This is a genomic window from Glaciibacter sp. 2TAF33, from assembly GCF_052114945.1.
Lineage (GTDB): Bacteria > Actinomycetota > Actinomycetes > Actinomycetales > Microbacteriaceae > Cryobacterium.
Genome location: NZ_JBFRFS010000002.1, coordinates 60,864 through 85,258, shown reverse-complemented (window position 1 = coordinate 85,258; position 24,395 = coordinate 60,864). Strand labels below are relative to the sequence as shown.

At 67.9% G+C, this 24,395-nt stretch carries 24 protein-coding genes and 3 tRNA genes; 21 read left to right on the top strand and 6 right to left on the bottom strand.

What is annotated here, in order from left to right; genetic code table 11:
- Positions 1 to 73: 73 nt before the first annotated feature.
- The gene (locus AB4Y94_RS02040) at positions 74 to 784 is read right to left on the bottom strand and encodes a hypothetical protein (RefSeq protein ID WP_441724247.1); all 711 of its coding nucleotides are present in this window, start codon (positions 782 to 784) and stop codon (positions 74 to 76) included.
- Positions 785 to 925: 141 nt separating this feature from the next.
- On the opposite strand from AB4Y94_RS02040, the gene AB4Y94_RS02035 reads away from it, so the two are divergent.
- Both AB4Y94_RS02035 and AB4Y94_RS02030 read left to right on the top strand, forming a co-directional pair.
- Positions 926 to 1,123 carry a helix-turn-helix transcriptional regulator gene (locus AB4Y94_RS02035; protein WP_354497277.1) on the top strand — a complete coding sequence of 66 codons (198 nt, stop codon included), beginning with the start codon at positions 926 to 928 and terminating at the stop codon, positions 1,121 to 1,123.
- Positions 1,123 to 2,352, top strand: coding sequence for a tyrosine-type recombinase/integrase (locus AB4Y94_RS02030; protein ID WP_441724245.1), 1,230 nt, complete (start codon positions 1,123 to 1,125; stop codon positions 2,350 to 2,352). The genes AB4Y94_RS02035 and AB4Y94_RS02030 overlap by 1 nt, the downstream gene beginning before the upstream one ends.
- 34 nt (positions 2,353 to 2,386) lie before the next feature.
- Here the strand turns inward: AB4Y94_RS02030 and AB4Y94_RS02025 are convergent.
- The 3 genes from AB4Y94_RS02025 to AB4Y94_RS02015 all read right to left on the bottom strand — a co-directional run bounded on the left by AB4Y94_RS02025 (position 2,387) and on the right by AB4Y94_RS02015 (position 2,743).
- A tRNA-Phe gene (locus tag AB4Y94_RS02025) sits at positions 2,387 to 2,462 on the bottom strand.
- A gap of 89 nt (positions 2,463 to 2,551) precedes the next feature.
- Positions 2,552 to 2,625, bottom strand: a tRNA-Asp gene (locus AB4Y94_RS02020).
- Between the two features lie 45 nt (positions 2,626 to 2,670).
- A tRNA-Glu gene (locus AB4Y94_RS02015) sits at positions 2,671 to 2,743 on the bottom strand.
- A 260-nt stretch (positions 2,744 to 3,003) separates the two neighbouring features.
- Here AB4Y94_RS02015 and AB4Y94_RS02010 point away from each other — a divergent pair.
- Both AB4Y94_RS02010 and AB4Y94_RS02005 read left to right on the top strand, forming a co-directional pair.
- Positions 3,004 to 4,347: a peptidoglycan DD-metalloendopeptidase family protein gene (locus AB4Y94_RS02010; protein ID WP_441724243.1), complete on the top strand. Its 1,344-nt coding sequence runs from the start codon at positions 3,004 to 3,006 to the stop codon at positions 4,345 to 4,347.
- Entirely contained in the window at positions 4,340 to 5,695 is a 1,356-nt protein-coding gene (locus AB4Y94_RS02005; RefSeq protein WP_441724241.1) for a C40 family peptidase, read from the top strand. The genes AB4Y94_RS02010 and AB4Y94_RS02005 overlap by 8 nt, the downstream gene beginning before the upstream one ends.
- A 220-nt stretch (positions 5,696 to 5,915) precedes the next feature.
- On the opposite strand, the gene ppa is transcribed toward AB4Y94_RS02005, so the two are convergent.
- A complete protein-coding gene (gene ppa / locus AB4Y94_RS02000) occupies positions 5,916 to 6,407 on the bottom strand; it encodes an inorganic diphosphatase (protein WP_441724239.1) in 492 nt (163 codons plus the stop codon).
- A 44-nt stretch (positions 6,408 to 6,451) separates the two neighbouring features.
- On the opposite strand from ppa, the gene tilS reads away from it, so the two are divergent.
- The 16 genes from tilS (at position 6,452) to cls (ending at position 20,544) form a co-directional block, all read left to right on the top strand.
- On the top strand, positions 6,452 to 7,468 hold the full coding sequence (gene tilS / locus AB4Y94_RS01995; RefSeq protein WP_441724237.1) for a tRNA lysidine(34) synthetase TilS: 1,017 nt from the start codon (positions 6,452 to 6,454) through the stop codon (positions 7,466 to 7,468).
- Between the two features lie 107 nt (positions 7,469 to 7,575).
- A complete protein-coding gene (gene hpt, locus AB4Y94_RS01990) occupies positions 7,576 to 8,127 on the top strand; it encodes a hypoxanthine phosphoribosyltransferase (RefSeq protein ID WP_441724235.1) in 552 nt (183 codons plus the stop codon).
- A gap of 72 nt (positions 8,128 to 8,199) precedes the next feature.
- Positions 8,200 to 10,212, top strand: a complete 2,013-nt coding sequence (ftsH, locus tag AB4Y94_RS01985) for an ATP-dependent zinc metalloprotease FtsH (RefSeq protein ID WP_441724233.1) — start codon at positions 8,200 to 8,202, stop codon at positions 10,210 to 10,212.
- Positions 10,213 to 10,219: 7 nt separating this feature from the next.
- On the top strand, positions 10,220 to 10,819 hold the full coding sequence (folE, locus tag AB4Y94_RS01980; RefSeq protein ID WP_441724231.1) for a GTP cyclohydrolase I FolE: 600 nt from the start codon (positions 10,220 to 10,222) through the stop codon (positions 10,817 to 10,819).
- Positions 10,816 to 11,622: a dihydropteroate synthase gene (gene folP, locus AB4Y94_RS01975; RefSeq protein WP_441724229.1), complete on the top strand. Its 807-nt coding sequence runs from the start codon at positions 10,816 to 10,818 to the stop codon at positions 11,620 to 11,622. The genes folE and folP overlap by 4 nt, the downstream gene beginning before the upstream one ends.
- A complete protein-coding gene (gene folB, locus AB4Y94_RS01970) occupies positions 11,619 to 12,044 on the top strand; it encodes a dihydroneopterin aldolase (protein ID WP_441724228.1) in 426 nt (141 codons plus the stop codon). Before folP ends, folB begins: the two co-directional genes overlap by 4 nt.
- Positions 12,041 to 12,739, top strand: a complete 699-nt coding sequence (folK, locus tag AB4Y94_RS01965) for a 2-amino-4-hydroxy-6-hydroxymethyldihydropteridine diphosphokinase (RefSeq protein WP_441724226.1) — start codon at positions 12,041 to 12,043, stop codon at positions 12,737 to 12,739. Before folB ends, folK begins: the two co-directional genes overlap by 4 nt.
- Positions 12,736 to 13,206 (top strand): DUF3180 domain-containing protein, encoded by a 471-nt coding sequence (locus AB4Y94_RS01960; RefSeq protein ID WP_441724225.1) that lies wholly within the window; start codon positions 12,736 to 12,738, stop codon positions 13,204 to 13,206. The genes folK and AB4Y94_RS01960 overlap by 4 nt, the downstream gene beginning before the upstream one ends.
- On the top strand, positions 13,175 to 13,822 hold the full coding sequence (locus tag AB4Y94_RS01955; RefSeq protein WP_441724223.1) for a PH domain-containing protein: 648 nt from the start codon (positions 13,175 to 13,177) through the stop codon (positions 13,820 to 13,822). Before AB4Y94_RS01960 ends, AB4Y94_RS01955 begins: the two co-directional genes overlap by 32 nt.
- Positions 13,819 to 15,405 carry a PH domain-containing protein gene (locus AB4Y94_RS01950; RefSeq protein ID WP_441724222.1) on the top strand — a complete coding sequence of 529 codons (1,587 nt, stop codon included), beginning with the start codon at positions 13,819 to 13,821 and terminating at the stop codon, positions 15,403 to 15,405. The genes AB4Y94_RS01955 and AB4Y94_RS01950 overlap by 4 nt, the downstream gene beginning before the upstream one ends.
- On the top strand, positions 15,402 to 16,217 hold the full coding sequence (locus AB4Y94_RS01945; protein ID WP_441724220.1) for a Rossmann-like and DUF2520 domain-containing protein: 816 nt from the start codon (positions 15,402 to 15,404) through the stop codon (positions 16,215 to 16,217). The genes AB4Y94_RS01950 and AB4Y94_RS01945 overlap by 4 nt, the downstream gene beginning before the upstream one ends.
- Complete coding sequence (gene panC / locus AB4Y94_RS01940) at positions 16,214 to 17,101, top strand: pantoate--beta-alanine ligase (RefSeq protein ID WP_441724218.1); 888 nt, start codon at positions 16,214 to 16,216, stop codon at positions 17,099 to 17,101. Before AB4Y94_RS01945 ends, panC begins: the two co-directional genes overlap by 4 nt.
- Positions 17,102 to 17,160: 59 nt before the next feature.
- On the top strand, positions 17,161 to 18,702 hold the full coding sequence (gene lysS / locus AB4Y94_RS01935; RefSeq protein ID WP_441724216.1) for a lysine--tRNA ligase: 1,542 nt from the start codon (positions 17,161 to 17,163) through the stop codon (positions 18,700 to 18,702).
- A 12-nt stretch (positions 18,703 to 18,714) separates the two neighbouring features.
- The gene (locus AB4Y94_RS01930) at positions 18,715 to 18,864 is read left to right on the top strand and encodes a hypothetical protein (RefSeq protein ID WP_441724214.1); all 150 of its coding nucleotides are present in this window, start codon (positions 18,715 to 18,717) and stop codon (positions 18,862 to 18,864) included.
- A gap of 33 nt (positions 18,865 to 18,897) precedes the next feature.
- Positions 18,898 to 19,074 (top strand): hypothetical protein, encoded by a 177-nt coding sequence (locus AB4Y94_RS01925; RefSeq protein ID WP_441724212.1) that lies wholly within the window; start codon positions 18,898 to 18,900, stop codon positions 19,072 to 19,074.
- A 15-nt stretch (positions 19,075 to 19,089) separates the two neighbouring features.
- Positions 19,090 to 20,544: a cardiolipin synthase gene (gene cls, locus AB4Y94_RS01920; RefSeq protein WP_441724599.1), complete on the top strand. Its 1,455-nt coding sequence runs from the start codon at positions 19,090 to 19,092 to the stop codon at positions 20,542 to 20,544.
- 6 nt (positions 20,545 to 20,550) lie between these two features.
- Here cls and AB4Y94_RS01915 read toward each other — a convergent pair whose 3' ends face one another.
- Complete coding sequence (locus AB4Y94_RS01915) at positions 20,551 to 21,525, bottom strand: pirin family protein (RefSeq protein WP_441724210.1); 975 nt, start codon at positions 21,523 to 21,525, stop codon at positions 20,551 to 20,553.
- 185 nt (positions 21,526 to 21,710) lie between these two features.
- Here AB4Y94_RS01915 and AB4Y94_RS01910 point away from each other — a divergent pair, with 185 nt between their 5' ends.
- A complete protein-coding gene (locus AB4Y94_RS01910) occupies positions 21,711 to 24,236 on the top strand; it encodes an ATP-dependent Clp protease ATP-binding subunit (RefSeq protein ID WP_441724208.1) in 2,526 nt (841 codons plus the stop codon).
- Positions 24,237 to 24,395 lie beyond the last annotated feature (159 nt).

Genomic DNA, 24,395 nt, shown 5'->3' with positions numbered 1-24,395 from the left:
CGCGATGGGTCAGCGCTGTAGTCGACGGCTGTAGGCCGCTGCCGAACGTGGTGCCTCAGCTCCCCTAGTCGGGTTAGCCGGCGCGGCCGCGCCTTCCAGGCGGCAATAATCCACGCTCCCGCGCCTTCGTCACCCAACCCTGCGCCGTTGACAGTGCGACCCCGTTCATCTCTGCCATCGTCGCGCTGGGATTCGGTTCCCCCCGCTGCGTAAGTCGGCCGTGCTGCAGTGCGACCATCTCGTAGAAGTCCGGCACCTTCTTTGGATCACCCAGCGGCTTGAGCAGATCCCGCTCGCCGACTTTCCGCCCCGACGGCAGCACGATCTTCCCGCCTGTCATGGTCTCCGTCCGCTTCATGGCGAACAGGCGCTTGTTGATCGCCGCCTCAATCCGAGCCGTCGGCAGTTCGCGCAGGAGCTGGCTGGTGATCGGGTCACCCGGGCGCCACGGCAGGTAGATTACGCCAGTGATCCGCACCTCCTCAGGCACTGCGAACAGCTGACGCTGCAGCCGGATCATCACTCGGGTGTGCGTGGCCTCGTGCTCGAGGTAGCGCCAGCGTCCGTCGATCGTCTCGTTCTCGTCGGAGGCGCTTGGCGTCTCCTGTTGCGAGTCGGTGGCGACCCCATCGTTGTACCCGAGCACGCGATCGATCTGCTCGCTCGCGTCATCGTCGCGCTCGCCGGGGAATCGGCTGGGCAGGTACCACCCGTCGGGCAGGTCGTCCGCGACGAGCAAGCCGTCGTACGACTGGTCGCCTGGGCGCGGCATAGAAGCGGGCATGCATCGAGTCTAGCCACACATCTCAGGTACTTGCCGAAAGCCGCGTGGCGGTGATATTCTCAGGTAATTGCAAATAGCCGCGCGTGTGCCGGCGTGCACTAGATGCCAGCACCGCAGGCAAGTCAGCCGAAGGAGTGCATCATGGTCGACGCCGCGCTGAGGGTGGAGTACCTGAGTCGTGTCGAGGCGGCCGCGCGGTGCCGCGTTCCGGTCTCGACGTTCGACAAGCTTCGTCACGACGGGTTGATTCCCGAGCCGGACGCGCACATGGGCAAACACCTGCTCTGGAGCGCCGACACGATCGATGACCTGCTCGCGCGGGGCGGAACGGAAAGCTGATGGCCGGTCGGCCGAACCGGGACTCCCCGACGAGGGTCGATCCGCGCACGGGCCGCCCGCTCCCGGAGGGCATCCGCTGGCGCGCCGACCGGCAGCGGTACCAGATCCGCGTCGTCGGGCCGAACGTCGAGGGCGGCGCCGCCGAGCGGTCACGCACGTTCCTGACGCTGGCCGAAGCCAAACAGGAGCTCGCGAAGCTGGTCGCCGGTCGCAACCCGAACGGTTCGATGACGCTCGAGCAGTGGCACGAGAAGTACTGGCCGGCGATCGAGTCATCGGTGCGGCCCGCTACCGCGCGCTGCTACAGCGTCGCCTGGCGACTCCGCGTGAAGCCGACCCTCGGCCGCCACCGGCTCGAGGACATCACCTCGCCGATGATCGAGTCCGCGATGGTGGCGTGGTCAGGCGGGGCCTCTGCCAAGAACGATGCACTTGCCGTGTTGTCGCGTCTGCTGGATGGCGCGCGCCGATCCCGGTTCATCGACTACAACCCGGCGCGGGAGGTCAAACGGCCGAGTATGCGCGAGTCCATCTCGCCGGTCTCGCGGGCGCTGACCCTTGACCAGATTCGCGTCCTGCTCGACCTTGTTCCCGAGGGCGCGTACCGCGGCTACCTTGCGGCGCTCGTCTATACCGGGATGAGGGCGGGGGAGGCGACCGCTCTGCGAGTCGGTGATGTCGACTTCACGCGTGGCATTATCCGCGTCAGTCGGTCGCTGAGTCCTGGCCAGCGCGGCGAGCTGATCGAACAGTCGCCCAAGAGCCACAAGTCCCGCGAGGTGCCACTGATCGACGCGCTCCGTCCCTACGCCGAGGCAGCCGCGAGGGGCAAGCAGGCGAGCGATCTGCTGTTCGCCGGTCCCGACGGCGGCCGGCTCACCAACCACAACGCGCGCCGAGGAGTCGACTGGGAGAGGCTTCGCGAGGCCATCGGCCGGCCCGACCTGCGCATCCACGACCTTCGGCACACGTTCGCGACGATCCTGTTCGATGCCGGTGCAAGCGCTCCCGACGTGCAGGCGACGCTCGGGCACTCGAGCCTGCAGGTCACCGAGCGCTATTCACGGGCTCGCGAGGGGGTCGCGTTTCGCGCCGGCGCAGCCCTCAACGACGCGCTCAAGAGCACAGGCGTCGAACCATCGCAGCGAACCAAAGAGCGGGTCCCCGCCGACCTTAATGGCACATTAATGGCACAGCCTCACCGAGGTCCCGACGGAATCGCACGCTGAAACGAGAAAACCCCCGGTGAACCGGGGGTTTCGCTGGTGGCTCCGACGGGCGTCGATCCCGTGACCTCTCGATTTTCAGTCGAACGCTCTACCAACTGAGCTACAGAGCCGAGAAAAAGGCTTCGATGAGCCGTTTTCTAAGGCAAAAGCCCTTCCTCCCAGTCTTTTCAGACTGCCCAGAAGGGCTTGATTGCCTTTGCGACCCTGACCGGACTTGAACCGGCGACCTCCGCCGTGACAGGGCGGCGCGCTAACCAACTGCGCTACAGGGCCTCGATGTGAAACGAGTTTACTGCTTTTCACTGCTATTCAATTGTGTGACCCCAACGGGATTCGAACCCGTGTTAACGCCGTGAAAGGGCGCCGTCCTAGGCCGCTAAACGATGGGGCCGTGAGGTCATAAACCGCATGACTTCCGACGCATAAGCATACGGTGCGATCGGCTGAATGCCAAAATCGCGGCTTCTGCGCGAAAGCCGGGCGTGTCGCGGGGCGGAACGGATCTCGCAACCCTCGGCAAATGGCCGCGATCCATCCCCCGGTCCGGGTTACATTCGGGAGCGATACTGGGCAAACGATGCCCAAGTTGTTATTGTGAACACTGTTAACACAGTGGTAGATGTGAATGACGTCTGCCCGATCGGGGATGTAATGAGTCGCACGGGAACAGCGATTGCACGCGCAACAGGAGTTCGTCTGAGCCTGCGGGGCCACCGCCGAGGCGCCCGCCCCAGTCGCCGTCGTCTGCTTGCCGCCACCGGTTTCCTCGCCGCGCTGACCCTCGCGGTCACACTGGGCAGCCCGGTTTCACCCGCCCGGGCGGTCGACTATCCCAGTTGGCAGGACCTCCAGAACGCCAAGTCGAACGCCAGCGCCGCCCAGGCCAAGGTCGCCGAGATCCAGAGCCTGATCGCGAACCTGCAGGTGCAGGTCGCTGAGACCCAGGCCGCCGCCGAGGCGCGCGGCGTCGAACTGCAGACCGCACAGGAGAAGTTCGACGAAGCCACCCGCCGGGCGACAGACCTCCAGACCCAGGCCGATGCCGGTAAGGCCACGGCGGATGCCGCCACGAAGCAGGCCGGGCAGCTCGCGTCCCAGCTCTACCGGACCGGCGGCACCGACCTCAGTGTGAATCTTTTCCTCGATGGGAGGGAGTCCGGCCAGGGCGCCGATGAACTCCTGTCGAAGCTCGGCAGCATGTCGAAGCTGGTCGAGCGCAGCACCGACATCTACGAGAACGCCCAGGCCGCGCGCAACACTGCACAGTCGCTCGGCGACCAGGCGAAAATCGCCCAGGCCGAACGCGAGACCCTGCGCATTGCCGCCGAGGCGGCACTGGCCGCCGCGCAGGCGGCGGCCGAGGCGGCGGCATCCGCTCTTGCCGAGTCTGAGGCGCAAAGCATCGTGCTCGACGAGCAGCTCAAGTTCATGCAGGACACTCTCGCCACGACCGCGGCCGGTTACGAAGCCGGCGTGGCCGAACGTAAGCGGATCGCCGACGAACAGGCGCGCCTTGCTGCGGCGGCCAACCACGGAAGCGCCGGCGCCGGACTCGATGGCGGGTCGATCTCGTCGCAGGGCTGGGCGGTTCCGGCCACCGGGCGCATCACCGACGGCTACGGTCCCCGCGCCGTCGTGTGCGGCGGCGGCAGCTGCAGCAAGGGCTTCCACTCCGGCACCGATATCGGAACCGGCTGCGGCCGCTCCATCTACGCGGCGCACGACGGCGTCGTGAGCTACGCCGGCCGTTACGGCACCTACGGCAACTTCATCCTGATCGACCACGGCAACGGGATTCAGACCGGCTACGCCCACATCCGGGACGGCGGCATCTTCGTCGGCGTCGGCCAGGGAGTCGGGGCCGGCCAGAACATCGCCAGCTCAGGCACCACCGGTGCATCCACCGGATGCCACCTCCACTTCGAGGTGCGCCAGGGCGGCAACACCATCAACGCCCAGCCGTTCATGGCTGACAGAGGAGCTCCACTTGGCTAGCGGCACCACCAGACAACCCACCCGGATCAAGCCGGCGACCCTGTTCTCGGCGATTGCCGTGGGAACGGCTGGGGCGCTTGCCGCATCCGTTGGCGTCGGAGTACCCGCCGCGTTCGCCGACCAGAATTACCCGAGCTGGGACGACGTTCAGAAGGCCAAGCAGAACGAGGCCACCAAGCAGGCGGAGATCGACCGGATCACCGCCCTCCTGGGCGGGCTGCAGACAGCCGCCGACGGGGCGTCCACGACTTCGCAGAAGGCCGCGGAGGCCTACCGGATCTCACTCGACGATCTCGACTCCGCGACCGCACGTGCGGCGAGCCTCACCAAGCAGGCCGCAGCTGCGAAGGCCAAGGCCGAGACCTCGAAGATGCGTGCCGGCCTCATCGCCGCGCACCTCGCCAAGGCCGGGTCGCAGGATCTCTCGATCAACCTCCTCCTTAACGGGAACGGCGCCGCCGACCTCCTGGGCCAGCTCGGCACCGCGAGCAAGCTCAGCGAGCAATCGGAGACGATCTATCGGGAGGCCAGGCAGGACCAGAACACGGCGAGTTCCCTCGGGGACCAGGCCGCGTCCGCCAAGGCTGAGCGGGAGCGGCTGAGCGCCGCCTCGAAAGCACGCTTCGACGAGGCCAACGCCGCGGCGCAGGCGGCGCAGGCCGCGCTCGAGACGCAACAGAAGCGCTCCAGCGACCTGTTCGAACAGCTGGCCGCGCTGAAAGACACCACGGCGGAGGCCGAACGCTCGTACCAGAACGGGGTGCAGGCGGCCGCGGCGGCCAAGGCGCTCGCGACGGCGCAGGCGAAGGCGGCCGCCCAGGCCGCTGCCGATGCGAAGGCGGCAGCGGATGCTGCTGCTGCCGCTGCCGCTGCCGCTGCCGCCCCGGCCCCGGCCGCGCCTTCCCCCGGTGCCCCCGCCCCCSCCCCGGCCCCGGCTCCCGCACCGGCCCCGGTGCCCGCACCGAGCGCCGGCGCCGTCGCCACAGCGATCAATTTCGCCCGCGCCCAGCTGGGCAAGCCGTACGCCCTCGGTGGCTCCGGCCCGAACGTCTGGGACTGCTCGGGGCTCACCAAGGCCTCGTATGCGGCCGCCGGAATCTACATCGGCACCCACTCGGCGACGGACCAGTACCGAACCATGCGGAACCAAGGACGGCTGGTTCCCTTCAGCCAGGCGCAGGTCGGCGACCTGGTCTTCTGGAGCAGCGGATCGGACTACTACCACGTTGCCATCTACATGGGCGGCGGCCAGATCCTCGAGGCCCCCGACTACGGCAAGCCCGTGCGGATCCACGCCATTTGGAGCTGGGGCGACGTGGCCGCCTACGTGGGTCGTCCGTCCGGATAACCAGCGGGTCGCATCCGCTCCCCGCACGTTTCGCGCTCCCCGCACGTTCGCGCTGAGGAAACCTGCACGCGCGGATGGCCTGCCAGGCGCGCGTGGACAAAACCGCAGCGTGACGGGGAGCGACGGGAGCGGAGGGACACGAAACGGCCCCCGGACGCAGTCCGGAGGCCGTTCGCCGTTCGCCGTTCGCGGGTACAGAAAGTCAGTGGCCCGCCGAGGGTCAGTGGCCTTCGGTGGCGAGCTTCTCGATGCCGTCCCGGATGATCTGGTCGGCTTCCGCCGCGTCGCCCCAGCCCTCGGTCTTGACCCACTTGCCGGGTTCCAGGTCCTTGTAGTGCTCGAAGAAGTGCTCGATCTCCTTGCGAGTGAACTCGGGAATGTCGTTCACGTCCTGGATGTGATCCCAGCGCGGGTCGCCGGCGGGAACCGCGATCACCTTGGCGTCCGAGCCGCCGTCGTCGGTCATGTTGAACACGCCGACCGGACGCACGGAGACGCCCACCCCAGGGAACAACGGGTAGTCGAGGAGCACGAGAACGTCGACGGGGTCACCGTCAAGGCCGAGGGTGTTCTCGAAGTAGCCGTAGTCGGTCGGGTAGACGAAGCTCGTGTAGAGCACGCGGTCGAGGTACACCCGACCGGTCTCGTGGTCAACCTCGTACTTGTTGCGGCTCCCGCGCGGGATTTCGATGACGGCGTCATATTCGGCCATTGCTGGTTCTCCTCTAGCTTGAAGTCTGCGGATAACGTTACTGGATGGACTCTGTGCGCCGCCCGCGACTGACCCCCGCCATCGCCGACGTGCGGCGAGCCGTCCGCGAGCTGCTGGATCTCGACAAGCTCGATCACCGTGCGCGCGGGGACCTGGTCCTGGTCGGCCTGAGCGGCGGCCCCGATTCGCTCGCCCTCGCCGCCGCCACCGCGTTCGAGGCGCCACGAGCCGGCCTGCGGGCCGGCGCGGTCATCGTCGACCACGGATTGCAACCCGAGTCAGCGGATGTCGCGGAGCGGGCCGCCGCCCAGGCCCGCGACCTCGGTCTCGACCCGGTCCTGGTCCGCAGGGTCACGGTGACGCCGTCGGGCGCCGGGTCGGGCCCGGAGGCGGCGGCGCGCTCCGCCCGCTACGCCGCACTCGACGGGGCGTTGGCCGAGACCGGCGCCCGCGCCGTGCTGCTCGGGCACACCCTCGACGACCAGGCCGAGACGGTTCTGCTGGGCCTGGCCCGCGGCTCCGGCGCCGCCAGCCTGCGGGGGATGCTGGAACAGAGCGGCTCCTACCTGCGGCCGTTGCTCGGCATCCGTCGCGACCAGACCCGGCAGTTCTGTGTCGACTCCGGCCTCTCACCGTGGGATGACCCGCACAACCTCGATCCGCGATACAGCCGGGTGCGGGTGCGGCAGAACGTTTTGCCGGTGCTCGAGCGTGAACTCGGTCCCGGTGTTGCAGAGGCGCTCACGCGCACGGCAGAGCAGTTGCGCGAAGACTCCCAGGCGCTGGACGAACTGGTGCTCGAGTTCATCGAGGAGATCTGCGAACCGGCCGAGGGCGGCATCGCCGTGTCGGTGGGCGCGCTCGAGGCGAACCCGCCCGCGCTTCGGCAGCGCGTGATCCGGTTCGTGGTGGCCAGCGAATTCGGGGTCTCACTTGAGCGTGTGCATACGCTCGCCGCCAGCCGGCTGGTGACCGAGTGGCACGGCCAGAAGCCACTCGACCTGCCAGGCGTTAGAGTTGAACGGCAGGGCGGATTGCTGGTCTTCACCTCACGGCGTTGAACCACACGGCGCGCAGTCTCGCGGCACTGGCTTCGAACGCCGCCGTCCCCACAGCACCGAGCGCTTCTGCGACAGAATCATTCCGAGCAAAGGACCCTCCCGCACCCATGGAACCCCGCGACATTGATGGTGACCTCACTGAGATTCTGATCGATGAGGAGACGATTCACGCCAAGCTCGCCGAGCTGTCGCGGCGGATCGAAGCCGACTACGCCGGCAAGGACCTGCTGCTCGTCGGCGTGCTCAAGGGCGCGGTCATGGTGATGGCCGACCTGGCCCGTGAACTGACCCTGCCGATCAACATGGACTGGATGGCCGTGAGCTCCTACGGTTCCGGAACCCAGTCCAGTGGCGTCGTGCGGATCCTCAAGGACCTCGACTCAGACCTCACCGGCCGGCACGTGCTGATTGTCGAGGACATCATCGATTCCGGGCTGACCCTTTCCTGGCTGCTGGCCAACCTGAACTCCCGCGGCCCGGCATCCGTTGAAATCTGTGCCCTGCTGCGGAAGCCCGATGCCGCACGGGTTGAGATCGACGTGAAGTATGTCGGCTTCGACATCCCCAACCAGTTCGTGGTCGGCTATGGCCTCGACTATGCCGAGAAATACCGCAACCTGCGTTCGGTGGGCGTTCTCGCCCCGCACGTGTACGCGTAGCCCGTTTTCACGTTCACCCTGCGGCGAACATACGGCCTGCACACAGACGCGGGACGGTAGCCTGTGAGAACCATGAACGTCAAGAAGCTTCTGCGCGGGCCAATCCTCTACATCGTATTGGCTGTCGTCGCCGTCTGGGTGGGGTCCAGCCTCATCACCATGTCCGGATTCAAGGAAGTCTCCACCCAGCAGGGCCTTGAATTCCTCAAACAGGGCAAGGTCGCCGAGGCGACCATTGTCGACGTCGAACAGCGCGTCGACCTCACCCTCAGCAAGGCTGACAAGAAGCTCGGCAGTGAGGTGCAGTTCTACTATGTCGCGCCCCGCGGCACCGAGGTCATTGAAGCGGTGACGGATGCTGCGCCCAAGGACGGATACACCGACCAGGTTCCGCAGCCCAACTGGTTCCTGTCGATGCTCGGCTTCCTGCTTCCGCTGCTGCTGATCGGTGCCTTCTTCTGGCTGATGCTCTCCGGCATGCAGGGCGGCGGCAACAAGGTCATGCAGTTCGGCAAGTCCAAGGCGAAGCTGGTCTCCAAGGAGACCCCGCAGGTGACGTTCGCGGATGTCGCGGGTGCCGACGAGGCGATCGAAGAGCTTCAGGAGATCAAGGACTTCCTCAAAGAGCCCGCCCGCTTCCAGGCTGTCGGTGCGCGGATCCCGAAGGGTGTGCTGCTCTACGGCCCTCCCGGAACCGGAAAGACCCTGCTCGCCCGCGCTGTCGCGGGAGAGGCCGGAGTCCCGTTCTACTCGATCTCCGGCTCGGACTTCGTGGAGATGTTCGTGGGCGTCGGCGCGAGCCGGGTGCGTGACCTGTTCCAGCAGGCCAAGGAGAACTCCCCGGCGATCATCTTCGTGGACGAGATCGACGCCGTCGGCCGCCACCGCGGCGCCGGCATGGGCGGCGGACACGACGAGCGCGAGCAGACCCTCAACCAGTTGCTGGTGGAGATGGACGGCTTCGACGTCAAGACCAACGTGATCCTGATCGCGGCGACGAACCGCCCGGACATCCTCGACCCCGCGCTGCTTCGGCCCGGCCGGTTCGACCGCCAGATCGGCGTGGACGCGCCGGACATGCTGGGCCGCAAGCGCATCCTCGAGGTGCACGCCAAGGGCAAGCCGATGGCGCAGGGCGTCGACCTCGAAGTGCTCGCCCGCAAGACCCCGGGCTTCACCGGTGCCGACCTGGCCAACGTGCTGAACGAGGCCGCGCTCCTCACCGCCCGCTCCAACGCCCAACTGATCGACAACCGCGCCCTGGACGAGGCCGTCGACCGGGTGATGGCGGGACCACAGCGCCGCACCCGCGTCATGCGCGACAAGGAGAAGCTGATCACCGCCTACCACGAGGGCGGTCACGCACTCGTGGCGACAGCGATGAACAACACCGACCCGGTGACGAAGATCACGATCCTCCCGCGTGGTCGTGCCCTTGGCTACACGATGGTGATGCCGCTCGAGGACCGCTACTCGGTCTCCCGCAATGAGCTGCTCGACCAGCTCGCCTACGCCATGGGCGGCCGCGTCGCGGAGGAGATCATCTTCCACGACCCGACCACCGGCGCCTCGAACGACATCGAGAAGGCCACCGCCACCGCCCGCAAAATGGTCACCGAGTTCGGCATGAGCGCCACCGTCGGACCGCTGAAGCTCGGCCAGGCCTCCGGCGAGATGTTCCTCGGCCGCGACATGGGCCACCAGCGCGACTACTCCGAGCGACTCGCCGAACGGGTCGACGCCGAGGTTCGCGAGCTGCTCGAGGCGGCCCACGATGAGGCCTACGAGGTGCTGAACGCGAACCGCGAGATCCTTGACAAGCTGGCCGGCGAACTGCTCGAGCACGAGACGCTCGACCAGAACGCGCTCGTCGACATCTTCAAGGACGTCGAAAAGCTCCCGCCGCGTCCGCAGTGGCTCTCCAGCGACAAGCGCCCGGTATCCGACCGGCCGCCGATCGCAATGCCGGCCCCGAAGGCGCCGATCGACGAAGGCGCCGTCGACGGCGGCATCTCCAGCGGCGATGCCGCGGTCGACAAGCCCAAGCGCGCCCCGGCCCGCAAGCCGCGCCCCGCGACGGCCTAGGCCGCGCGTGGCCGTCGACAAGGCACGCATTGAGGCTGCCGTCGCCGAGATCCTCGCAGCGATCGGTGAGGATCCGGCGCGGCCCGGCCTCGAGACGACCCCACAGCGGGTCGCCGAGGCCTACGCCGAGTTCTTCAGCGGCTTGTCACAGGACCCGCTCGCCCATTTCGCGGACAGCGTTCCCGTCGGTCCGCTGACCGGCGAGCTGGTGCTGGTGCGCGACGTCGCCTTCCGCTCGGTCTGTGAGCATCACCTGCTGCCGTTCCTCGGACGCGCCCACGTCGCCTACCTGCCCCGCGAGCGCGTCGTCGGTCTCGGCCGGCTTCCGGCAGTGGTGGACACCCTGGCCGCGCGCCCACAGATGCAGGAACGCCTCACCGAAGAGATCGCCGAGGCGATCCAGGCCGGGCTCGACCCCCGCGGCGTGCTCGTCGTCCTCGACGCGGTGCACGGCTGCGTCGCCGCCCGCGGCCCACGGCAGGCCGCCAGCTCGACCGTGACGCTGGCCACGCGCGGCGCATTCGACGACCCCGTCGCCCGGGCCGAGATCATGGCACTGATCGGCTCCGGCGCGCCGGCGGCCGCCCCGGTGGGTTCGCCGGCATGACCCTGGTGATGGGGATCCTCAACGTCACGCCAGACTCGTTCAGCGACGGCGGCCGGTGGGCATCGACGGATGCCGCCATCGCGCACGCGTTGGAGCTCACCGCCCAGGGTGCCGACGTGATCGACGTCGGAGGGGAGTCCACGCGCCCCGGGGCTGCCAGGGTCACCCCGGCCGACGAGCAGTCCCGCGTGGTCCCGGTGATCACTGAGCTGGCCAGGCTCGGCGTCGTAGTGAGCGTGGACACCCTGAACTCGAGCACCGCGCTCGCCGCCGCGGCAGCCGGTGCCACCATCATCAACGACGTCTCCGGCGGCCTCGCCGACCCGGCCATGGCATCCGTTGCCGCCGGCACCGGGCTCACCTACATTGCCATGCACTGGCGCGGCCACGCCCAGGAAATGGATGCCCTGGCCGACTACGGCAACGTGGTCACCGACGTTCGCGACGAGCTCGCGACCCGCGTCGCGGAGCTGGAAGCCGCCGGGGTGTCCAGGGACAAGATCGTGCTCGACCCCGGGCTGGGCTTTTCGAAGCGCTCCTGGCACAACTGGCAACTGCTGGCCCACCTGGACGCGTTCGATGAACTGGGACTGCCGGTCATGGTCGGGGCCTCACGCAAACGCTTCCTCGCCGAGCTGACCGGCGCCGACGCGCCCGTCGCCGCACGCGACCTGCCGACCGCCGTGATCAGCGTTCTGGCCGCGCAGGCCGGTGCCTGGGCGGTACGCGTCCACGACGTGGTGACCACCCGGCGGGCTCTGGCCGTGCTTGAGCGGGTGGACTCGGCCAGAATGGACCCATGAGCCCTGTTCCGACCAGCACCGACTCGATGAGCACCGACTCGACCGGCACCGACTCGATCACCCTCACCGGGCTGAGGGTCAACGCCCATCACGGCGTGTACGACTTCGAGCGGCAGAACGGCCAGGACTTCGTCATCGATGTGACGGTCTGGCTCGACCTCGCCCTTCCCGCCGGCAGCGACGACGTCGCCGAGACCATCCACTACGGTGAACTGGCCGTGGAGGTCGCCGATGCGGTGCGGCGAGACCCGGTGGACCTGATCGAGACCCTCGCCCAGCGGGTCGCCGATGTCGTGCTCGCCCACGCACCCGCCCAGCGGGTGCAGGTGACGGTGCACAAGCCGGACGCGCCGATCGAGGTGCCATTCACTGATGTGGCGGTGCAGATCACGCGCACCAAGGTGGGGCGGGCTGCCGCATGACACCGATCCCGAAGCCGAACGTGCGGATGACGCCGTCCGCGTCCCTTGGACCCGGCCCCTCGCATCCGCTCGCCGCCGCCCAACCCGCTGAGGGGTCGCAAATCGACCTTCCGGGCGCCCGCGAAGGTCGATTTGTGACCCCTCACCCAGGAGTCGAGGTGGTGCTCGCGCTCGGCAGCAACCTGGGCGACCGGGCCGGCACGGTGCACGCCGCCGTCCGGGCGCTCGGGGACATCGACGGGTTCGAGCTGACGGCGGTGTCGCCGCTCGTCGAATCCGCCGCCGTCAAGCCGGACGGCGTTGACCCCGACGCCCCCGCCTACCTGAACGCGGTGATCACCGGTCGATACTCCGGCGACCCGCACACGCTGCTGGCCGCGGTCAACCGCGTCGAGGCCGACCACGGTCGGGAACGCGCAGAACGCTGGGGGGACCGCACCCTCGACATCGACATCATCGCCTTCGGCGACCAGCAGTTGCGCGACGAGACGCTGACGATCCCGCACCCGCGGGCGGCGGAACGCGACTTCGTGCTCGCGCCGTGGCTCGCCATCGACCCGGACGCCGTCCTGCCGGGGGGAGCACGGGTGGCCGATGCGCTCGCCGCCATCGGCAACAACGTGGTGCCCTTCAGTGCCGAACCGTCCAGTGCCGAACCGCCCAGCGCCGAACCATCGAGCGGAGCCGGTCGATGAAGCGCACCGGGGGGTCGACCGTGGTCGCCCTCACCCTCCTCGGGCTGGTGGTCGGGTTCCTCGTCGATGTGACAGCCGCCGCCAGCGGCGTGCCGATCTTCGTCCCGCCGATATCGCTCCCGATCACCCTTGCCGCCATCGCCGCCCTCGTCGTGGCGTTCGCCTGGCCGATCCGCCAGGCGACGAACGGAACGGCGAAGGTGCCGGTCAACCCGTTCGTCGCGATGCGGGTCGCCGTGCTGGCCAAGTCGTCGAGCCTCAGCGGTGCGCTGTTGTTCGGTGCTGGGATGGGCATCCTCCTGTACATCCTCACCCGGTCGGTGCTGCCGGCAGTAACATCGGTGTGGCTCGCGGTCGCGACGGCGGTTGCCGCCGCAGTCTTACTCGCGGGCGGGCTGGTGGCCGAATATTTCTGCACGCTGCCGCCCGACGACCATGAGAACGAGCGGGGAGAAGAGCGTGCCTGAGCCCACTGAGCGGAGCGACATCAACGTGCCCGTCGTCGTGCCGGCGCCGGCGGCGGTGCCAGGCGTCGTGGTGCAGACCGCAGCGGCGGTGCCGGCCGCCGACGTGCCCGCCGCGAGCGACGCGCATCCGCTGGACCGCCTTGACCTGCCGGGGGTCGGCGAGTGGAAACGCGTGTCGCCCAAATACCTGGTGGTCGAGATCGTCGGCACGCTCGTGTTCGGGCTCATCGTCTGCACCGTGGCCCTAGTGCTCTGGCTGGCGTTCGGCCAGCAGTGGGCGGTCTACCCGGGCGCCGTCATGGCCCTCATCACCATCGTGTCGCTGGTCCTGGAGCCGCGACGCGTGCGCTCGATCGGCTACCAGATGCGCCAGGATGACCTGCTGTTCCGGCGCGGAATCATGTTCCAGCGGTTCGTCTCCGTGCCGTACGGGCGGATGCAGCTGGTCGACATCACGCGTGGCCCGGTGGCGAGGTGGCTGGGCCTGGCGGACCTGAAATTCGTGACCGCGGCCGCCTCCACCGGGGTGGCCATCCCCGGGCTCCCCGAGGCCGACGCCGACGCACTGCGTGACCGGCTGGTCGAGCTGGCCGAAAGCCGTAGGGCTGGACTGTGACCACTCTGGCTGACACCACGTTGGCCGACGGACAGTGGCACCGACTGCACCCCGCCACCCCATTGCTGCGCGGCGGTATCTTCATCGTCGCGGTGCTCGGTTTCGTGGTGGCGAACCTCCGTGAGCGCCTGGTCGACTTCTTCTTCGGCGTGCCCGCCACGGAGGGCGACCCGATCGACGAGATCTACCGCCGCGGAGCGGTTGGCTGGGCGCTGCTCGGGATAGCCGTGATCCTGGTCGTCATCCTCGTGGTGTTCTACTTCGCCTGGCGGATGCACACGTTCCGGGTCAACCAGGAATCGGTCGAGGTGCGGAGCGGACTCCTGTTCCGCAGCCACCGCAAGGCCAGGCTGGACCGGATCCAGGGCGTCAACATCGTGCGGCCGCTGGTGCCGCGGCTGTTCGGCGCCGCCCGCCTCGAGGTCAGCGTGGCCGGCCAGGACGCCAACGTGCAGCTCGCCTACCTCAAGTCGGCCCTCGCCGACGACCTGCGCCGCGACATCCTGCGGCTGGCCTCAGGCGCCCGCGGCCAGCCCGTCGGAGCGGATGCGGACCCCGCGGACCCCGGGCAGGCATCCGTTCCCCCGGTCGGCGCCCCGCTGGCCGGGTCGGCAGCCGCGCGGTTCGCCACCGAGCGGATGCACGACTTCCTCTCCCCGGAACTCGACCCCGACGCCGCACCGCCGGAATCCGTGGTCACCATCCCGCCGGGGCGGCTGATCGGGTCGATCGTGTTCAGCGGGTTCACCGTCGTGGTGCTCGTCTTCGTCATCGCCCTCATCGTGAGTGTGACCGTCGGTGGCACCGGCTGGTTGCTCTTCGCCATCCTGCCCGGCGTCATCGGCAGCGCCGGCTACTACTCCTCCCGTATCACCAAGTCGCTCCGGTACAGCATCGCCGGAACCGCCGACGGGGTGCGGGTGGGTTTCGGCCTGCTCTCCACCAGCAACGAGACGCTCCCGCCCGGCCGGATCCACGCCATCAACGTGTCGCAGCCGGTGATCTGGCGGCCGTTCGGATGGTGGCAGATCCGCATCAACAAGGCCGGCCACTCCACCAACCAGGGCGCAGCCGGCCAGGCCAGCACGACCACGCTCCCGGTCGGGACGCTCGCCGACGTGGCGAAGGTGCTGGAGCTGATCCTTCCCGGCTTTGACGGGGACGAACAGCGCACCCTGATCGAACGCGGAATGCTCGCCACCGGACGACACCAGGACGGCTTCACCAATGCGCCCCGCCGCGCCGCCTGGCTGCGCCCGTTCTCCTGGCGCCGCACGGGGTACTCCCTTAACCGCGGCGTTGCGCTGGTGCGTCGGGGCGTGTTGGCCCGTGAACTGGTCCTGGTGCCGCTGGCCAGGCTGCAGAGCGTAGCCGTGCGGCAGGGCCCGGTGCAGCGGATGCTGCGGCTCGCCTCCGTCCGCCTGCACACCGTCACCGGTCCGGTCTACGCGACCCTGCCCGTCATCGGCATCGACGACTCGGTGCGGTTCTTCGAATCCGTCAGCGCCGCGGCGATCACGTCAGCCCAGGCCGACACCAGCCACCGCTGGAACGGCCACCACCCCACGGGAGTCACCTCATGAGCACGCGCCCCGGCCGACTCGGGATCGGCATCATCGGTGCCGGTCACGTTGGCCCGATCCTCGGCGCGGCGCTCGCCGGCGCCGGGCACGCCATCGTCGGCATCGCCGCCATCTCGCAGTCCAGCCGTGACCGGGCCGAGGCGATCCTGCCCGCGGTGCCGATCCTCACGGTGCCCGAGGTCGTCGAGCGCAGTGAACTGGTGATCATCGCGGTGCCGGACGACCAGCTCGAAAGCCTGATCGCGGGTCTGGCCGCCACCAGGACCTGGCAGCCCGGCCAGCTCGTGCTCCACACCTCGGCGAAGTTCGGCACCGGCGTGCTCGGCCCGGCGGTAGCCGGCGGTGCGATCCCGCTCGCCGTGCACCCGGCGATGACGTTCACCGGCACCAGCATCGACATCAGCCGCCTCGCCGACAGCTACTTCGCCGTCACCGCGCCGACACCGGTGCTGCCGATCGGGCAGGCGCTGGTCGTGGAGATGGGCGGTGAACCGGTCATCGTGGCCGAGACCGACCGCCCTGGCTACGCCGAGGCCGTCGAGACCGCCACCGCGTTCTCCACCGCGATCGTCGAACAGGCCACGCTGCTGCTCGCCGGAATCGGGATCGAGCACCCGGGAGCGGTGATCGCGCCCCTGGTTCGCTCCGCAGTCGAGAACGCGCTGGCCCGGACCAGCCCCGACGTGCTCGACCGGTCGGTGCTCGCCGAACTGCGTGAGCTCCGCGACCCCGGAGCCGCGGGCACCCACGACAGTGACATCAGAGACGGCGACACCCAAGACGGCGACGCCGACGGTTCGGAGGACCAGTGACCGACCCCACCCGCCCCGAGGTGATCGGCACGATTGCCGACCTGCGCGCGCGCCTCCGCGAGACCCGGCAAGACGGAACCGGGAGAGCCGGTCCAACCGTTGCCCTGGTTCCCACCATGGGCGCCCTGCACGCCGGGCACCTGGCGCTGGTCACCCGGGCGCGGGAACTGGCCGATGTCGTGGTGGTGTCGATCTTCGTCAATCCGCTCCAGTTCGGGGCCGGCGAAGACCTCGCGACCTATCCGCGCACCCTCGACGCCGATGTGGAGCTCCTCGCCCGCAACGGGGTTGACCTGGTCTTCGCGCCCACTGCGGCCCAGATGTACCCGCACGGCGCCACCGAGACGCGGGTGACGGCCGGGCACATCGGCAGCCTCTACGATGGTGCGTCACGTCCCGGTCACTTCGACGGGATGCTCACCGTGGTCAGCAAACTGCTCCACATCGTCGGCCCGGATGCCGCCCTGTTCGGCCAGAAGGACGCACAGCAGGTGTTCCTGGTGCAGCGCATGGTCGAGGAGCTCAATGTGCCGGTGCGCATCGAGGTCGTTCCGACCGTGCGCGAGAACGGGGGACTGGCTCTCTCCAGCCGCAACGGCTATCTCCGCCAGGACCAGCGAGAGGGTGCCAGGGCCCTGTCCCAGGGCCTCGAGGCGGCGGCATCCGCTGCCCGGACCGGTGGCGGCGGAGCTCCGGCGGCCCTCGACGCGGCCCGGGCGGTCATCGAGGCCCAGCCACTGGTTAAACTGGACTATCTCGTTGTCGTACATCCGCAGACCTTCCTTCCGGTCGGCGATGACTACCGCGGGCCGGCGCGGATGTTGGTTGCCGCACTGGTCGGCACCACCCGGCTCATCGACAACGCGCCACTTGACCTGAGCTAACCACGACCCAACCGATCGAACCGAGCCCCCGCTCACCCGACCGGCCGACGGAGAACCGGATGACCGAGAACACCGCTGCTGCCAGCCCCGCCGAAACGACCCTGACCGGGGATGAACTCTCCGCCTCCGAAATCAGTGAGCAGAAGGCCGTACGGCTGGCCAAGCGCGACAGGTTGAACGCGGCCTCCGCGACACCGGGCGGCGGCGCCTACCCGGTATCCGTCCCGGTCACCGACACCATCCCGGCCGTCCGAGCCCGCTTCGGCGATCTCGAAGCGGATGCCGCGACCGGCGTCACCGTCGGGCTGGCCGGCCGTGTGGTGCACCTGCGCAACACCGGCAAGCTCTGCTTCGCAAGCCTGCAGGCCGGCGACGGCACCCGCATCCAGGCGATGGTCTCGCTCGGCGTCGTCGGGGAGGAGTCACTCGCCGAATGGAAGGACCTCGTCGACCTCGGCGACCACCTGTTCGTCTCCGGCGAGGTCATCTCCTCGCGGCGCGGCGAACTCTCGATCATGGTCGCACGCTGGGAGATCGCCACCAAGGCCCTGCTTCCGCTCCCCAACCTGCACACCGAACTGAGCGAAGAGACGCGGGTGCGCAGCCGTTACCTCGACCTGATCAACCGTGACCAGGCTCGCCGCAACGTGATCGCCCGTTCACGGGCCGTCGCCAGCCTCCGCTCCACCTTCACCGGCCTCGACTTCATTGAAATCGAGACGCCGATGCTGCAGGTGATGCACGGCGGGGCATCCGCTCGCCCGTTCACCACCCACAGCAACGCGTTCGACACCGACCTGTACCTCCGGATCGCGCCGGAACTCTTCCTCAAGCGCGCCGTGGTCGGCGGCATCGACCGGGTCTACGAGATCAACCGCAACTTCCGCAACGAGGGCGCCGACTCCACCCACTCGCCCGAGTTCGCGATGCTCGAGGCCTATGAGGCGTACGGGGACTACAACTCGATCGCCGACCTCACCCAGACGTTGATCCATGATGCCGCGGCCGCCGTCTCCGGCTCGCACGTCGTCACCTGGGCGGACGGCACCGAGTACGACCTCGGTGGCGAGTGGGACCGGATCAGCATGTACGACAGTCTGAACGCAGCCGCCGACACTGCGTTCAGCCCGGCCACCCCGCTGGCCGAGCTCAAGGCACTGGCCGAGCGCGAAGGCCTCGAGATCGACCATCCCATCCACGGCAAGTACGTGGAGGAACTCTGGGAGCACTTCGTCAAGGGCAGCCTGGTGCGGCCCACCTTCGTGATGGACTTCCCGGTCGACACCAGCCCGCTGGTGCGGAACCACCGCTCGGTCGACGGTGTGGTGGAGAAATGGGACCTCTACATTCGCGGCTTCGAACTGGCCACCGGCTACTCCGAACTCGTCGACCCGGTGATCCAGCGCGAGCGGTTCGTGGAGCAGGCCAGGCTCGCGGCCGGCGGGGACCCGGAGGCGATGCGCCTCGACGAGGAGTTCCTCCGTGCCCTCGAATACGGCATGCCGCCGTCGGGTGGCATGGGCATGGGCATCGACCGGTTGCTGATGGCCCTGACCGGCCTCGGCATCCGGGAGACCATCCTGTTCCCGCTGGTGAAGTGAGAGGTGCGTTGAGTGATGACTTATCTGCCCAAGGGCGAACTCGAACCGGACAACGACGACAAGAAGCGACCGTCGAACACGCGCCTGGCGTTGTGGATCATCGTCAGCGCGGTCGCGCTGTATATGATCGGGTCGGGTATCTACGGGATCCTCAGCAAATAGTGGCGCGGCATTTGCGGGTATCCTAGGAACATTATGGACAGTTTCTGGGCCAACGCGCTCTGGTCGCTCGCACCGACCGTCCTGGTCGGACTGATCTTCTGGCTGGTCATGCGCTCGATCATCCACGCCGACCGCACCGAGCGGAAGGTCTACTCCCGCATCGAGGCGGAAGAGCGCGCCAAGCTCGGGCTCGACAAACCGGTCACCTAGCCTTCGGAGGCCGGTATCAACCTCACGACGATCATTGTCCTGATCGCCCTCATCGTCGATTTCGCCATCCGTGTCATCGCCATCCTCGTAGTTCCCCGCAACCGCCGCCCGACCTCCGGCATGGCCTGGTTGCTCACCATCTTCTTCATCCCGTATCTCGGGGCGCTCCTGTTCCTGCTGATCGGCTACCGCACCCTGCCGAAGAGCCGGATCGCGAAACAGGAGCAGATCAACGAGTTCATCCTCGAGAGCACCGAGGGTATCGAGCGGGTCCGCAAGGACCACCCCTGGCCGGGATGGCTGGAGTCGGTCGTCGAACTGAACCGCAACCTGGGCGCCATGCCGCTCGTGGGCGACAACACGGCCAGCCTCCTGAGCGATTACGAGGGCAGCCTCGCCGCGATGACCGAAGCCATCGACAACGCCCAGAAATACGTGCACGTCGAGTTCTACATCCTCTCCTTCGACAAGACGACGACGCACTTCTTCCGCGCGATGGAGAACGCGGTCGCGCGCGGTGTCACCGTGCGGGTACTGCTCGACCATCTCCAGTCGAAACGGCAGAAGGGCTACCGTCGCACCCTGCGGCGACTCACCCAGGCCGGCGTGAAGTGGGAGCTGATGCTGCCGCTGCAGCCGTTCAAGGGCAAGTGGCAACGCCCCGACCTCCGCAACCACCGGAAGCTCCTGGTGGTGGACGGCAGGATCGGGTTCATGGGTTCGCAGAACGTCATCGACCGCAGCTACAACAAGCGGGGCAACATCCGTCGCGGCCTGAAGTGGAAAGACCTGATGACCCGGCTGGAGGGCCCCATCGTCGCCGGGCTCAACGCCATCTTCATCACCGACTGGTACAGCGAAACGAACGAGCTGCTCACCCGCGACATCGAACCCGTCGGTCCCCGCAACGTCCCGGACGCCATCGACTGCCAGATGGTGCCGAGCGGCCCGGGCTTCGTCGGTGAGAACAACCTGCGATTGTTCCTCGCCCTGCTCTACTACGCGCAGGAGCGGCTGATCATCACGAGCCCGTACTTCGTGCCGGACGAGTCGATCATGTACGCGATCACCACGGCCGTCGATCGTGGTGTGCACGTGGAGATATTCGTCTCCGAGATCGGCGACCAGGCCCTCGTGTACCACGCACAACGTTCCTACTACGAGGAATTGTTGCGGGCCGGCGTGCACATCTACATGTACAAGGCGCCGTACATCCTGCACGCCAAGCACTTCACCGTCGACGAGGAGGTTGCCGTGATCGGGTCGAGCAACATGGACATGCGCTCGTTCAGCCTCAACATGGAGATCTCGCTGATGGTGCGCGGCGCGTCGTTCGTGGCCGACCTCCGCCGGATCGAAGACGACTACCGAGCCAACAGCCGGGAGCTCACCCTCGACGAATGGCTGACCCAGCCGCTGCGGTCAACGGCGCTGGACAATCTGGCCCGGCTGACCTCAGCCGTCCAGTAGCGCCGGTCAGCCGCGGGGTCGCAGCCGCACATTCGGCAACGCCGGCGCCGGCAACGGCCGACCGTCATAGCCGGCCACGGCGCCGAACCGGCCCGCGGCATCCGTGCCTTCGATCACTTCGGCCTGCCACTGCGTGCGGAAGGCGACGACTTCCTCGTGGGTGCGACCGATGAAATTCCACCACATCACGATCTGCTCGCCGAGCGGTTCCCCGCCGATCAGGAGTATCCGGGCGGGTGCGTCGCCGCTGCCGAGGACGATGACGGTCGCACCGGGCGCACGATAGCCGATGCTGTGGACCGGGATCGGAGCGTCGTCCATCGCGATCTCGCCGGCGTCAACCAGCACGCCGTGCTCGAAGCGTGGGTCGACGGGGATCGCGATCTCGGTGTGCGGGGGCAGGTCGACCTGGGCGCCGACGAGGGGGCTGAAGGTGCTGGCGGTCGAGGTGCTGCCGAGCAGGGAGCCGAGGAACACGCTCACGCTCGCGCCCTGGTACTCCACCACCGGCGGCACGTAGCGTTCGAAGAAGGGCGGGGTGTGCCGGGTCGCGGCGGGCAGGGCGGTCCACAGCTGTGCGCCGTGCAGGGCAGTGGTGCCGGGAGTGGAGACCTCGGAGTGCTGGATGCCGCGCCCGGCGGTCATCAGGTTCAGCTCGCCCGGCCGCACCATCGCGTGCGCGCCGGTGGAGTCGCGGTGTTCGATCTCGCCGGCGAAGAGCCAGCTCACGGTTTGCAGGCCGGTGTGCGGGTGCGGCGGCACGTTCATCCCCACCTGGCCGACGTCCTCCGGCCCGTAGTGGTCGACGAAGCACCACGCGCCGATCAGGGACCGAGTGCGTTGCGGGAGTGTGCGCCGCACCGTCATCGCGCGCGGGCCGCCGAGCGGCACTTCGCGCGGTGCCAGGATCTCGATTCCGTCATCGTTTCCGGGCTCGGCGACGCAGACCACTTCGCGGGGCTCGGTCTCGAGGTTGCTCATGACAGCGAGCCTAGGCCTGCGGGACGATCCCTGCGAGCCGGGGCCCGTGGGCATCCGTTCGATTGTGGGCGGCCTGACGGGATATCTGTCACGCCCCCAGCGAACAGAGGCATGGATCCCGGCATTCGCTGGTTACTCTCTTTGTATCGGTGCCATAACCGCCCTGGCGCCAAGGGAGCAATCACATGTTTGAGAGATTCACCGACCGAGCTCGTCGCGTCGTCGTTTTGGCCCAGGAAGAGGCCAAGATGCTCAACCACAACTACATCGGGACCGAGCACATCCTGCTCGGACTGATCCACGAGGGTGAGGGTGTCGCCGCGAAGGCCCTGGAGAGCCTCGGCATCTCCCTCGACGCCGTACGCGAGCAGGTCCAGGACATCATCGGCCAGGGCCAGCAGCAGCCGACGGGACACATCCCGTTCACGCCGCGGGCCAAGAAGGTGCTCGAGCTGAGCCTCCGCGAGGCGCTGCAGCTCGGCCACAATTACATCGGAACAGAGCACATCCTGCTCGGCCTCATCCGTGAGGGTGAAGGCGTTGCCGCCCAGGTCCTGGTCAAGCTCGGCGCTGACCTCAACCGCGTGCGGCAGCAGGTCATCCAGCTGCTCTCCGGTTACCAGGGTAAGGAGCAGGTGCAGGTGGGCGCCAACGAACAGGCTGGCGCCGCGGCGGGCAGCCAAATCCTCGACCAGTTCGGACGCAACCTCACCCAGGCCGCGCGCGACAACAAGCTCGACCCGGTGATCGGGCGCGAGAAGGAGATCGAGCGGGTCATGCAGATCCTCTCCCGCCGCTCCAAGAACAACCCGGTGCTCATCGGTGAGCCCGGCGTCGGCAAGACCGCCGTCGTCGAGGGCCTCGCCCAGGCCATCGTCAAGGGCGACGTGCCGGAGACGCTGAAGGACAAGCAGCTCTACTCCCTCGACCTCGGCTCGCTCATCGCCGGCAGCCGCTACCGCGGTGACTTCGAGGAGCGCCTGAAGAAGGTGACCAAGGAGATCCGAACCCGCGGTGACATCATCGTGTTCATCGACGAGATCCACACCCTCGTCGGCGCCGGTGCCGCAGAGGGCGCCATCGACGCGGCCAGCATCCTGAAGCCCCTCCTGGCCCGCGGTGAATTGCAGACCATCGGCGCGACCACCATCGACGAGTACCGCAAGCACTTCGAAAAGGACGCCGCACTCGAGCGCCGGTTCCAGCCGATCCAGGTCGCCGAGCCGTCGTTGCCGCACACCATCAACATCCTCAAGGGTCTCCGGGACCGCTACGAGGCGCACCACAAGGTCTCCATCACCGACGGCGCCCTCGTGGCGGCCGCGAATCTGGCCGACCGCTATGTGGCCGACCGTTTCCTCCCCGACAAGGCCATCGACCTGATCGATGAGGCCGGTGCTCGCCTCCGCCTGTCGATCCTGTCGAGCCCGCCCGAGCTGCGTGAATTCGACGAGCGGATCGCCGTGGTTCGCGCCGCCAAGGAGACCGCGATCGAGGACCAGGACTTCGAGAAGGCCGCGAGCCTGCGCGACGAGGAGAAGAACCTCCTCGGTGAGCGACTGCGCCTTGAGAAGCAGTGGAAGTCCGGCGACGTCAAGACCACAGCGGTCGTCGACGAGGGCCTGATCGCCGAAGTCCTCGCCCAGGCCACCGGCATCCCGGTGTTCAAGCTCACCGAGGAGGAGTCCAGCCGGCTGGTCTTCATGGAGAAGGCGTTGCACCAGCGCGTCATCGGCCAGGAAGAGGCCATCTCGGCGCTCGCCAAGACCATCCGCCGTACCCGCGCCGGGCTCAAGGACCCGAAGCGCCCGAACGGTTCGTTCATCTTCGCCGGGCCGACCGGCGTCGGAAAGACGGAGCTGGCCAAGGCGCTCGCCGAGTTCCTGTTCGACGATGAGGCCGCCATGATCTCGCTCGACATGAGCGAGTACGGCGAGAAGCACACCGTCTCCCGCCTGTTCGGTGCCCCTCCCGGTTTCGTCGGCTTCGAAGAGGGCGGCCAGCTCACCGAGAAGGTACGCCGCAAGCCGTTCAGCGTGGTGCTGTTCGACGAGATCGAGAAGGCCCACCCGGATATCTTCAACTCGCTCCTCCAGATTCTGGAAGAGGGCCGGTTGACGGATGGCCAGGGTCGCGTCGTCGACTTCAAGAACACCGTGATCATCATGACCACCAACCTCGGTACCAAGGACATCAGCGGTGGCCCCGTCGGATTCCAGATCGAGGGCGACACGGCGACCGGTTACGACCGGATGAGCGGCAAGGTGAAGGAGGAGCTCAAGAAGCACTTCAAGCCCGAGTTCCTCAACCGTGTCGATGAGATCATCGTGTTCCCGCAGCTGTCCAAGCCCGAACTGCTGCAGATCGTCGACCTGTTCATCAAGCGCCTCTCCGAGCGGATGCTGGACCGCGACATGACCGTGGAACTCACCGTCCCGGCCAAGGAGCGCCTGATCGAGGTCGGCTTCGACCCCGCACTCGGGGCCCGCCCGCTCCGCCGCGCGGTGCAGCATGAGGTCGAGGACCGTCTGAGCGAGAAGATCCTGCACGGCGACCTCAACTCGGGCGACCACGTGCACGTCGACTTCATCGACGGTGAGTTCGTGTTCACCACCACCGCCCGCGACAGCGCGGTGGCGATCGGAGTCAATGCGACGGCAGCCCTCGGCACGGGAACCGGCACGCCGGACCTCGCGGTGAACGGCCAGTAGCACCCAGCGTTACCCAGCGTCAACGGAGGGCCCGGTGGAGTGATCCGCCGGGCTCTCCTGCGTTCGCGGACCGCCCGGCAGGGGCTTCCGACGGTCGGCATCCGGTTCGGAACAAGTTCCCGGCGCCCTCCTTCCGGTTCGGAACGGGCTCCCGGCGGC